At 58.7% G+C, this 10,864-nt stretch carries 14 protein-coding genes and 1 pseudogene; 8 read left to right on the top strand and 7 right to left on the bottom strand.

The window, feature by feature from the left end:
* Positions 1-995: 995 nt before the first annotated feature.
* Positions 996-1,196, top strand: coding sequence for a hypothetical protein (locus tag AC1DW2_RS40270; RefSeq protein WP_283017265.1), 201 nt, complete (start codon positions 996-998; stop codon positions 1,194-1,196).
* A gap of 239 nt (positions 1,197-1,435) precedes the next feature.
* Here the strand turns inward: AC1DW2_RS40270 and AC1DW2_RS40275 are convergent, their stop codons facing one another.
* Positions 1,436-2,074 (bottom strand): response regulator transcription factor, encoded by a 639-nt coding sequence (locus AC1DW2_RS40275; protein WP_063981908.1) that lies wholly within the window; start codon positions 2,072-2,074, stop codon positions 1,436-1,438.
* Positions 2,075-2,320: 246 nt separating this feature from the next.
* Here AC1DW2_RS40275 and AC1DW2_RS40280 point away from each other — a divergent pair, with 246 nt between their 5' ends.
* Positions 2,321-2,659 (top strand): hypothetical protein, encoded by a 339-nt coding sequence (locus tag AC1DW2_RS40280; protein WP_135217019.1) that lies wholly within the window; start codon positions 2,321-2,323, stop codon positions 2,657-2,659.
* A 178-nt stretch (positions 2,660-2,837) separates the two neighbouring features.
* On the opposite strand, the gene AC1DW2_RS40285 is transcribed toward AC1DW2_RS40280, so the two are convergent.
* The gene (locus AC1DW2_RS40285) at positions 2,838-3,086 is read right to left on the bottom strand and encodes a hypothetical protein (RefSeq protein WP_063981910.1); all 249 of its coding nucleotides are present in this window, start codon (positions 3,084-3,086) and stop codon (positions 2,838-2,840) included.
* Between the two features lie 558 nt (positions 3,087-3,644).
* On the opposite strand from AC1DW2_RS40285, the gene AC1DW2_RS40290 reads away from it, so the two are divergent.
* Positions 3,645-3,782 carry a hypothetical protein gene (locus tag AC1DW2_RS40290; RefSeq protein WP_283017264.1) on the top strand — a complete coding sequence of 46 codons (138 nt, stop codon included), beginning with the start codon at positions 3,645-3,647 and terminating at the stop codon, positions 3,780-3,782.
* A gap of 97 nt (positions 3,783-3,879) precedes the next feature.
* Here the strand turns inward: AC1DW2_RS40290 and AC1DW2_RS40295 are convergent, their stop codons facing one another.
* Positions 3,880-4,263 (bottom strand): response regulator transcription factor, encoded by a 384-nt coding sequence (locus AC1DW2_RS40295; protein WP_346283375.1) that lies wholly within the window; start codon positions 4,261-4,263, stop codon positions 3,880-3,882.
* Positions 4,264-4,661: 398 nt separating this feature from the next.
* Between AC1DW2_RS40295 and AC1DW2_RS40300 the strand changes: the two genes are divergently transcribed.
* From AC1DW2_RS40300 to AC1DW2_RS40310, 3 genes are all read left to right on the top strand, one after another.
* On the top strand, positions 4,662-4,832 hold the full coding sequence (locus AC1DW2_RS40300; protein ID WP_477008816.1) for a hypothetical protein: 171 nt from the start codon (positions 4,662-4,664) through the stop codon (positions 4,830-4,832).
* 885 nt (positions 4,833-5,717) lie between these two features.
* On the top strand, positions 5,718-6,197 hold the full coding sequence (locus AC1DW2_RS40305) for a PH domain-containing protein (protein WP_354076562.1): 480 nt from the start codon (positions 5,718-5,720) through the stop codon (positions 6,195-6,197).
* A 313-nt stretch (positions 6,198-6,510) separates the two neighbouring features.
* A complete protein-coding gene (locus AC1DW2_RS40310) occupies positions 6,511-6,780 on the top strand; it encodes a DUF3551 domain-containing protein (RefSeq protein ID WP_283018916.1) in 270 nt (89 codons plus the stop codon).
* 631 nt (positions 6,781-7,411) lie between these two features.
* On the opposite strand, the pseudogene AC1DW2_RS40315 reads toward AC1DW2_RS40310, so the two are convergent.
* Positions 7,412-7,709, bottom strand: a pseudogene (locus AC1DW2_RS40315) (SOS response-associated peptidase family protein); the annotation flags it as partial.
* Between the two features lie 77 nt (positions 7,710-7,786).
* Here AC1DW2_RS40315 and AC1DW2_RS40320 point away from each other — a divergent pair.
* Positions 7,787-8,821 (top strand): IS110 family RNA-guided transposase, encoded by a 1,035-nt coding sequence (locus AC1DW2_RS40320; protein WP_063981913.1) that lies wholly within the window; start codon positions 7,787-7,789, stop codon positions 8,819-8,821.
* A gap of 260 nt (positions 8,822-9,081) precedes the next feature.
* Here AC1DW2_RS40320 and AC1DW2_RS40325 read toward each other — a convergent pair whose 3' ends face one another.
* Both AC1DW2_RS40325 and AC1DW2_RS40330 read right to left on the bottom strand, forming a co-directional pair.
* Positions 9,082-9,435, bottom strand: a complete 354-nt coding sequence (locus AC1DW2_RS40325) for a hypothetical protein (RefSeq protein WP_346283373.1) — start codon at positions 9,433-9,435, stop codon at positions 9,082-9,084.
* 378 nt (positions 9,436-9,813) lie between these two features.
* Positions 9,814-9,981 (bottom strand): hypothetical protein, encoded by a 168-nt coding sequence (locus AC1DW2_RS40330; protein ID WP_167768364.1) that lies wholly within the window; start codon positions 9,979-9,981, stop codon positions 9,814-9,816.
* A gap of 192 nt (positions 9,982-10,173) precedes the next feature.
* On the opposite strand from AC1DW2_RS40330, the gene AC1DW2_RS40335 reads away from it, so the two are divergent.
* On the top strand, positions 10,174-10,389 hold the full coding sequence (locus AC1DW2_RS40335) for a cold-shock protein (protein ID WP_063981915.1): 216 nt from the start codon (positions 10,174-10,176) through the stop codon (positions 10,387-10,389).
* 240 nt (positions 10,390-10,629) lie between these two features.
* Here the strand turns inward: AC1DW2_RS40335 and AC1DW2_RS40340 are convergent.
* Positions 10,630-10,864 (bottom strand): hypothetical protein (locus AC1DW2_RS40340; protein ID WP_477008817.1); only part of this gene is annotated, 235 nt, incomplete at its 5' end.

Below are 10,864 nucleotides of genomic sequence, written 5' to 3' on the forward strand. Positions count from 1 at the left end.
CCGCAGAGCATTCGCGCCCTGCGGGATTGCCGGGCTCCTCAGTATTGATTGCTTGCTCAATCGGCCCGCCCGGTCCATCGCAAAGCTTGCACCGAGCAAATCGGAGCGCGAGTCCAAAGTATGCTCCTCCGAATGAAACAAAAGAGGTGTTGCGACGAAGACACTGTAACATTCGCGACGGGTAGCAAAGGTGCCAGTGAACAACCGGTGAAGCAAAGCCTGAAGCCGAAGACCCCCGACCGGGATGGGTCAAGTAGGCAGGGCATGTACTCAATGCGCAGATTGGAGTCCGCTTCCGGAGGATATTGTTGCAAAACTCTTTTTGGTGCGTCGAACAAAAATTCTTAAAACCACTAATTCGTTTTGCGGGCGCCGACGTGAGGGACCATATCAACTGATCCAAAATCGATCCCCGATCTCCATAATGGCACTGACAACCGCTGCAGCAGCGGAGAGGCCTTGAGATTAGCTTTCGCGATTTTTACGGTTGTTCGATTTTCGACTTTTGCAACAATGTCGATCGATAATTCGGATCAATCAGAAAGACCGTGTTGTTTCAATTGGTTATCGTATTTCTCAAGCGACGTTTCTCGACGGCGAGGCCGCCAGCGATATACGTTCCAGACAAACAGCGCGCACGGGCTTTACACAGGAAAGATCGCAGGGCTTCTGGCTGTGGTTGCAACCTCCCGATCTTCAGGCACTGATCCCTCTCAGGGACGCGATCTAACGCGTTTGGGACGCGCTCTGGTACGTCTGCGGGCCGTGCGCGTCTTCACATGTGCGACGGGACAGACGCCCACCAGGGCGTCCCCTGCGAGTCCGCGCATGCGATCGACCGGATTGCCCTCTTGGGCGCTGGCGGGGTTGTTCGGGCCGTCCTGTGACCTTGGTGTCTGACGAATCCGCTTTCTTCGGTTCACTTTTATACTTTCGCTGCGGAACGGAAACTCAGGCTGCAGCGTTAGTGCGCCAAACTTTGGGGCTGGCGTACCTTGTCCAAGAACCACTACCACGCGCGCGAAGCGGCAGCGGCGCTGCTCAAAATGGCAAAGGCCACCTCCGATCCGGCTGTTGCTGTCGGGCTTATTGAAGCCGCCTCCAAACTTAAAGACGAAGCTGGCGAGCTATCCCCGCCAGTGACCGTCCAACCGCCAGACGTGTACCCCGACGACGTGCAGCCAAAGGAAGATTGAGACAGTGATGACGACGGCGCGAACCTCCCGTGGTCCCATGGTGGGTGGCGGGACGCCCGTTATCGTCGCCTTGCCGCTCTTCGGCTGAACTGCTTCGCCATTAGGCCTCCATGAGGTGCATCATGACACGCGGTCAGTTCTTGCGGATCAATGCTTTGATCTGGGCAATCGCCGCTCTTGGTGTGGCGTCAATCGTATCTCTGATCTGGCGATGACGCTGGGCGCGCGATCTTGACCAATTAGCTCGCTGGTCGGTCTCGGTTGTGGTCGTTCAAAATGCCGATCCGCTCGGCCATCGAAACCAACTCGGGCAAGCTTTGAGCCTGCATCTTCTCCATCACCATGTGGCGATGGGCCTTGATGGTGCGCTCGGTCGCTCCCAGCGTGTGGCCGATCTGCTTGTTGAGTTTGCCGCGAATGACCAGTTCGAAAACCTGCCGCTCGCGCGGCGTCAGCGTCGCGAGGCGAGCGCGAATGCTGTCCAAGGCGCTCTGCTGATCGCGCCATGTTTGCTGATGTGCGAGCGCCTTCTCAATGGCGCGAAGCAGTTCATCGCCTTGTACCGGCTTGGTGAGGAAGTCGTGCGCACCCGCCTTCAGCGTCCGTACGATGGTCGGGGTGTCAGCATAGCCGGTGAGAAAAATGATCGGCAGCGATGACCCGAGTTCGCTCAGCCGCTTTTGCAGAGCCGGACCGTCCAAGCCGGACATCTGCACGTCGAGAATGATGCAGCCTGGCTCGTTATCGCTCGGTAGCCGGTCGAGCAACTGCTGGGCGGAAGCGTAGGTCGCCACGCTGTACCCGACCTGCTTCAAGCGACGCTCTATCGCCGTCCGGAATGACTGGTCGTCGTCAACGAGATGGATGAGCCCCGGCACAGATCGAGTTCTCCCCGGACGAATGGGTCTAGGTTTCGGGCATTAGACGACGAAAGACCGTCACCGATGCCCCGGTGACGGCTCCTTCTCGCTCACGCACGCAACACCGTGTCCCAGAAAGGACGGGACCGATGATGCTCGGACATGGTGAAGGGAGCGTTAACGACGGGCGCGATGCCACTTCCTCTCGTCGCGAGGGCTAGAGGTGGTGTTACTACCTGATCAACGTGGTGAGGATCGGATAGAATGCCGCCAGCAACCATGACGGCCCGCGTGATGAAGCAGAGCAAGCACCGAGAGTACCGCCGCAACGTGAAGGCCAGAGCCATCGCGCTGAAGGGTGGCCGGTGCGAGCAATGCGGCTTTGCCGACGAACAGGCGCTGCGCTTCCACCACACCAGACCTGTGCGGCGTGGTCGCAACGGGTTGCGCAGGCAGGCTCAGTCATCGACCAAGTCGCATCTCGCTGATGTTCGCGGTGTGGGCAAGGACGCCCGCCTGCTGTGCGCGAACTGCTCCTGCATCGACACGGCACGGGACTGGTCGTTGAGCGTCAGCATCAAGCGAAGCACGAAGCGCGCGTGACAGTCGATGCGGTGACGGTGAGGGACCCTCTTGCGGGACGCCATCGGGGCTGGGGTCCTCTCAGGGCGTGAATTCGTGGGGGAACCGCAGAACGGAGCCCTACGATATATTCAACCCGGACGAAATCCAGATTGCGTTGCGGAGACGGCACGCCGCGAAACTGTCTGATAGCGGACGCTTATTCGAGCGGTGCTTCGCCCGCCGACTTCATGAGCAGCGCAATGTCGGCCTTCGAGATGGCGAAGCGGGCCGGATCGACCGGCGCTGCGAGCGGGGGCTCGATCAGCCGCCGCATTAGCCATTCGCGGAATTCCTGGCGCTCAAGGCGCAGCGCCGCCTTCAGGCCCGCCTGGAAGAACCGCTCGCGCTGCGCTGGGTTGAGCCGCGCCCATCTCTGCATCGTGGCCTCGAACAGATCACGCGCCATCTCGCGACCTTTTAATAACGAGAATTCGGCGAGTGAAACTCAAAAATCGAAAATTGCAAAGGCTGAAGGGGCGCGGTTCGCGCACCCCGGCGGAAGGGTCCTGTGCCCTAAGGGACACCCAAAAAGCATGGATGAGCAGGGCTGACGAGTTTAGAAGTCGCTTCTAAACCTTGAGTGATCCCGATGGGGACCATGTCCAACCTTGAGGTGCTGATGCTGCTGGCGGTGATGATCACCATCGCGGGCGCGGTGATGCTGACGTGGCGTTGACGACCGGCGGTACTGCAAATCCGGTGGCAGGCGATCAGGCTGCGCAACCGAGCCACTGATCTTCATCGTCGTGATCGCCGTTGTGGTCGCGGTCGCGGTGATGCTTGCTGGCCCAATCGTTGACCGGCAGCGGAGCGGCGCGCCGCTCCATTGGAAGGTCTGGAGGCCCCGGCGACCGTGCAGATTTGTCACACCGGCTGGAAATGCGCGGTTGTTCCCTCGACCGTCATAATTAGAGCGATCACGGAGACCTACGATTTTCGGTTCCGGGGACGCAGTAGGGGGATCGTGGAAGTGCCGAAATCAGAAGCAGAAGTGTCAGCCGATCAGCGGGACGAAGCTGACAGGATAGACGATCTTGCTCACGCGCTGGCGGATCACTTCGGTCGCAAGGTCGTGCTGGTGTGGCCAGACGACGAGGAGTAGTGGTTGAGCCCCGCCCAAACAGCCATCATGGTCTCGCCGCGCGGCGGCGTCCTCCCGGCTTTCATCGAACCGTGCCAGCCGTCGGATAGTGGGCGCGCTACGCCAACCCCGTCGCCGCCCTATGCAGCGGCTCCATCAACGAATTCGCCGAGAATGGCTTTGTCAGATAGGCGAGGCACCCGGATTGATACGCAGCCGCGCGAACGGCTGGGCTGTCGTTCCCGGTGATGTAGATGACTGGCACAGAAATGTTCGCTGCTTTGAGACGGTGCCTCACTTCGATACCCGAAACGCCGCCCACGTCGATGTCGAGAATGACACAGGTCACCCCGTCGAAATCGTTGTGATTTGAGAAGGCTTCCGCCGAAGGAAATAGCAAGGTTTCGTAGCCAGACTGCCGCAGCAGTCGCGTTACACTCCGCAGCATTCCGGCGTCGTCATCGACGACAAGAACAAGACCCCGCTCTGGCATGCAGGCCATCTATGAGAAATCCCTTCGCGGGTCAAATGCGATACGCCATCGTTAGCAACAGTCGGAAAACGATGGCTTTGATCCACGTCAACTAGGCGGCAATCGTTCGTTTTGGAACATCTCGCGCTGCCCATGGCGTAGGCGGGCACGTCATCCACCGCAATCTGTAGCGGCTTGCCTGTTCCGCGCGGCCAGTCCCGTCCGAGCGCACGCCGTCCACAAGCCTCCTGCTCGTTAGCAGCCGCAGCACGGGCTGATAACAACCCGTTTTTGCCTGTTCATCGTTTGGTCGAGCCGCTACGGTACTCGGACTGACTGGGGACCCTTGGGGCGGGACGGGAATGCTTTTAGTTGTGGAAGAGACGATCAGATTTTTTTCCGCGTTGGCTGTTAGCCGGAACTTCAAAATGGCGAACATGATCACGCGGGATGCGCTTCCGATCCTTGGCGACCATATTCAACTTCAACAAGTCATTCTGAACCTTGTTGTGAACGGGATGGACGCGATGAAGGACGCCTACCGAAAACCACATCATCAGCATCCGGACTTCGCGCCGTCGATAACATTGCCGAGCTAACTGTCTCGGATCGCAGCTCGGGCATTCCCAAGACAAATGAAAGCGGTGTTTGAGCCGTTTTTCATCAGCAAGACGGAGGGCATGGGCATGGGGTTGTCGATCGCCGCGCACTATTGTTTTGAAGCGCACAGCGGGCAGTATGAGCAGAAAAACGGGATCACGGCGGCGCGATGTTCCGGATCAGACTTCCTCTTGGCTGAACCTACCAAAACAGGACGACGGAGAGCGCAGCCACGCTGGGAACGAGGGTGGCGATCCCCGCCGCTTCGACGGTGAATACCCGTCTTGGGTTAAATGCCATGCGCCATTTTTGGTGGCAGTCGAGCGACAGCGTTAATCTGGATCATGTGCGGCGACCATCACACCCAGCAGCCGCTCCTTCAGCGGCTTCGGGCAACATTGAGCGCAGAATGCCGCTAGGGACAGTTTCGGGTCGTCTCAGCCCTCATGGTTGCACCGCTTAAGCCATCAGCGCGCTAGCAAGTCATTCCGGTCGCACATCTACGGACGGCTCGACGGGTATGGCGGACGGTCGTTCTTGCGACGCACACACCGTTAACTCGTGTCCTACCCGCGCCGCAGGCAGCAGCGACTTCCGTGATCATGCCGTTGGGCGGAGGAGTAATCGGCGCAGGTGTCATGGCTTGCGCCGATACTGCGACCGATAAGGCGAAGCCAGCAATAGCAATCAACCTAATCATTCTGCACCTCCCTTAACCGTCCCTAACCTCCCGACTTCTCACGGCAGGAGATGGGTCCGGCTCTCGTGTGAAAGCAACGCGAGTTTCCGGCGCTGGCCGTTGGAAGGCTTGAGATAGATCAAGGTCTGTCTCGGTTTAAAATGGCGCATATTACTGCGGTGATAGGTAAACTCAGGGTAGGCGTATGGGGCGCTATATTGACGAAATCCTACAGCCTGGCGAAAGGGTGCTGTATTCGACCAACGAACACTGGGTGTACTTTCTGCCTGCAATCGGGGCGTGGATCGCGGCGGTCGCATTTCTGGTGCTGTGGCGCCTGGCCGCCGCCGACGCGCTGACGTTGGTTTGGTTGGTATTGGCGGCGGTCGCTGGGCTTGCGGCATTGTACTGGACGGCGACGGCTTGGTTCCACCGCTGGACCACCGAGACCGACGTTACCAACATGCGGGTCGTCCACAAGACCGGTTTCATCAAGAGGCGGACCTTTGAGATGAGCCTCGACAAAGTTGAGAGCGTCGATGTCAATCAAAGCGTTCTTGGCCGCCTTTTGAACTATGGCGACCTCACCATTCAGGGCGTCGGCGAGGGTACGCAAACCATTTCCACCGTTAATTCGCCTCTCGCATTTCGCAGCGCCATCACGACAAGACCGGTTGGCACGTAAATCGCGGCATGGTTTGACACCCGCCCCCAACAAAAAGCATGCTTCCCGTCGGAATTGTTCCCTTCCGATATGATTGCTGCTGCCCACGCTGTATTATGTTTGTCTTCGCGCTGCTGAGTTACCGTCAGTCGACAATTCGTATATTGTGGGGTGCCTTTGGCAGCACCGATTGACTGACAGTAAGCATCATCCTGCATTGCGAGTTTCTCCGGCCCAGCAATGTTGTCGGCGCGAATGTGAATTGATCTGAAGCAATAGGCTTTGTCTGGTTCGAGGTGCTGATGCGATGGCGTCGATCCGTAAGGAAATTCTGATGCGCATTCCAGCTTTGGCGATCTGGGCAACGATCGCGGTTTTGACCGCCGCACCAACTCAGGCCCAAACATATGGCGGGAATGCACCGATCTGCCTACAACGTTGGTACTGGGGCGGAGGCGAAACTTTCTACTGCGGCTATAGCTCGATGGCGCAGTGCCACGCCAATGCATCGGGCCTCTCCGCCATGTGCGTTACCAATCCATATTTTGCGAACGCACAAGTGCCACGGGAACCAGCCTATCGACGGCCTCGTCGCGCCTACTAGATCGGACAGGGGCGCGACGACTCGGGTTGAGGCGGCCGACGCCCCCGGAGAGGCCCGCCCCTCGATCCGATCTCGCACGAGCCGCATACGCTGGCGCCGAAGCCAAAATCCGCCGGCTGGAGGCCTTCGGCGCTGTAGGTGCATCGATCTGCGACAACCAAACGACTGAACGGGTATAAAATCCGGACAATTCTTGATCTTCAGTGTGACCGCGGCCGTAAAGAGGCCAAACGGACCTGGCGTCCTTTGGCAGCCATCTCACTGTTGTCAGCGCGGGCTACACGACCGACATGAGCTACGATACATCCACGATAGCCACATTGCGCCGCGCGTTGGACGAGGTGCTGCTTGACGTCCGTTTCCATCAGCGGAAGTCGCCTTCGGCACTTGAAATTGCCGAACATCTCCTGGCGGGTGCCGCGGACAGAAAACGGTACCTAGAGCGCCTGAAATGCTCGGCTTCAAGAAATTAATCGGCGATGCCGCGCGCTTGCCGAGCTAGACTGCATAGCGATCTCAAGACTCTTGCGGGCAGATTTTTGGGGATCGGTAAGGTCGATCGACGGCGACTTTCATTTGACGGCCTTAGTCCTCCTTCGGCGCCACGCGCCACGATCCTCAGCGCATCACCCGGCAGCGGACGTTGCTCGGAGAAGCTGTTAGCCGGGACAAGGCCGCGGTTCTCCGGCTTCAGCCAGGCTCGCCAGTGCGGTGACGGCATTGCGGATGTTGGTGACCGGTGGCCCGCCGAACTTTGGTGGCGGCGGCATGCCCCAGCGCATCATGGCCAGCTCGCGGCCCGTGTCGGTGTTGCGCACCACCGGGTGATCCGGAAACACGACCGGCATCGGCGCGAGGTTGCCGACATAGCGGTTGACGACGCGGAATAGGGCGATGATCGCGGCTTGGTTTGTGGTGATGCTGTAGATGGGGTGATTGCGGTTGCTGCTCGAAAGGCTCAGCCTGGAAGGGAAGCCGGCGAGCCGGTGGCAGCAGGAGCGGGAACATGAAGCACTATGTCGGTCTGGATGTTTCGCTAAAGGAGACGGCTATCTGTGTTGTGGACGAGAATGGCGTCGTCATTCGCGAGGGCAAGGCACTTTCGGAACCGGAGGCTATTGGTGCCTGGCTCAACGAAAGCGGATTGCCCATTGTCAAGATCGGGATTGAGATTGGTGGTCTCGCTCGTTGGCTGTACAGCGAACTGCGTGCTGCCGGCTTACACGCAGTCTGCATCGATCCCCGAAGACTGCGTGGCGTGACTAAGACGATGCCGATTAAGACCGATCGAAACGACGCTCGCGCCATTGCACAGGTAATGCGGGTCGGCTGGTACACCGTTGTTCATATCAAGGGTGACGTGAGCCAGGAGCTACGAATGCTTCTCAACAATCGCAAGACGCTTTTGATCAAGCAGATCGATATCGAGAACGAAATTCGCGGCGTCTTACGCGTCTTCGGCTTAAAGCTATCTGGTCGTATACCTCAAGCGACGTTTGAGCAGCAGACTAATGAACTCACAGATGGCCATCCACGACTCGCGGCGATGCTGCGCCCAATGCTTGTGGCTCGAGCCGCGCTGCGTGAACAGTACGGCGTCCTGCACAAGATGGTACTTGAAATAGTACGCCGCGAACCGACATGTCAGCGGCTCATGACGATACCGGGCGTAGGTGCACTGACGGCAATCACGTTTCTAACAACCATTGATGACCCGGATCGCTTTCAACGCTCCCGCGATGTTGGCGCGCATCTTGGCCTTACGCCACGCAAATACGCATCTGGGGAAACCGATCGGAATGGCGCTATTTCGAGGTGTGGCGATGTGATGCTCAGCACCATACTTTATCAGGCAGCGCTTGCACTTCTAACCCGCACCAAGCGTTGGTCCGCATTGAAAGCTTGGGGTGTAAGGGTGGCCAAGCGACGCGGCCTTCGCCGAGCGGTCGTAGCAGTCGCACGAAAATTAGCGATCGTGATGCATCGGATCTGGGCAGATGGAAGCGAGTTCCGATGGACCCGCGAAGAGGCGACCGCATGATCAATTAGCAATTCAGCGGATCCGCCGAAAAGGCGGGACGACGTCCTGCGAGGACGAGGTCGGGGTGACTGCGCTGCAACCTCTGGGCCTGCAGCACGCGCCTAATAGATAGCAGCTCCCGATCTTCGGACTACCATCGTGAGGCGGCTATGAACGTCGACCTCGTAGACAAGAGCGAGCCTCGCAGGCTGTCGGTAACGAGCTGAACCCTTGTGCCAGCAACCGCAATCAGACAAGAGGTTGCACATGCGCTTTGCGGACTAACACTTGTTGAAGTCCGTTAGCTTCCGCATGTAGTAGCCCTGCCTCTCAACGGCGAGCTTAATGTCCTCGCTAACGCTCGCTACTTTTTTCTTCTTACGCCATCTACCTGACGCGTCAGGAATTGGCAGACCATTGCGCACAACCAACAGATCACGCTTAGTGTTCAGATACACATCGAGAATATCGCGGGGCGCAGAGATAGCAAGCAACTCCGCCCGGACACGATGGGCAGGCAAGCCGCCACAGATTGCGGTGGATAGCGTGACGGCCCAACAGGCACGAGCGTCTGCAGGTGCTCGCAGCTTGATCCAGATCAAGCCCTGTAGTGAATAGGCAAGCTGAATTGCCATCGGTGCGGCACGACTTCTTCAGACCACGCCGGGAGGGAATTTTTAAAGACTTGGATCCTTCGGGAATTGCTTGAATACTCGTGAACAGCCATGCCCCTGCAGTTCGAGCGTGCCGTCGAGAAGATGGAAATATGGAGCGCGAACAGCGACGGCTATTCTTTCGTGATCAGCTATGAAAGCCCTGCCGTCCCGGCTTTCACGGACGCGCCGGTTATCTGGCGTCGTGGCGTCCTGTTTATGAAGGCCGCAGCGCGATCAGGATCACCGGCTCGCCCTTTAAAACTTTCGACGAGGCCGAAGCTGCCTGCGATGCGATGCTAAAACTCCTGATGAGCGAAAATTGACGCGATAGCCAGCAAATTTGGGAAAGGCAACGGACTAGCATTCAGCGTGACCGCCGTCCTCTTCGTGAAAGCGTTTCGCTTCCTCCTGCGCGACCAGCCTTGCGAGCATCCGCCGGTGTTTGTCCGTGATGCTCGGATTGGCAAGCTGCCGCTTGGCGATGATCAAATTCGCATAGTGGATGAACTCTTCCATCGACCCCATGAGCGCCTCCCTGTCCCTGCGCGACGCCATTCGCGCGCCCATAAAAGGCGACCGAACCGAAGCTTGCAATTGTCCCTAAGGGCAATTTGCCGGTCAGGCGCGCTGTCCTAGAAAGCGTTTCGGTTTGGCTCGGCGAAGAATAGGTCGTCCGCTTTCATGGCGAGCCTACAATACGGGGGGAGGGGTTTCGCGATGTCCATGGTTGGTACGGTCAAGTTCTTCGATGGAGAGCGTGGCTATGGCTTCATCAATCCCGATGACGGCGGCCGTGATGTGTTCGTTCATATCACCGCAGTCGAGCGGGCCGGACTGAAGGACTTGACTGAAGGACAGCGCATTACATTCGAGGTCGAACCGGACAAGAAGGGCAAAGGCCCCAAGGCGGTCAACCTCGTGATCTCATCCTGAAATGCTGCCCGCGCCGGACATTGGATCTGTTGCCTGCGGCCATCGGCATAGCCCTTGCGGCGCACGTGCGCCGCAGCTCCTGCGCATGTATTGACTTGGTTCCAAAAAGTCGCCGCCACGTGGCTGTGATGTCCCGCCCGTTCGCTATTCGGTCGCCTGTCCGCGTCGGGACGATAAAAAAGCCGCCACCGGGACGAAGCGGTGACGGCTTCTTTCTCGCTCGTGACCGCGAACAAGCCTTTACCGCCCCGCCCCAACGCGATTGACGCCGCCATTTGCATTGCCACCGGCGTTATGACGGACCGCAGCGCGCGCCACCGGACGAGGCCTCAGCACGACGCCTGCCCGGGCAACGCAACCCACCGGATATTCAACGTACTGGCAGTACACGACCGCCTGGGCTGGCGCTGGATTGAGAGTGACACCTGCAAGCCCCAACAGGGCGCTAGCAGCAATCCCGGCAACAGTCGCTGAC

This window comes from Bradyrhizobium sp. P3_C3, assembly GCF_056402655.1.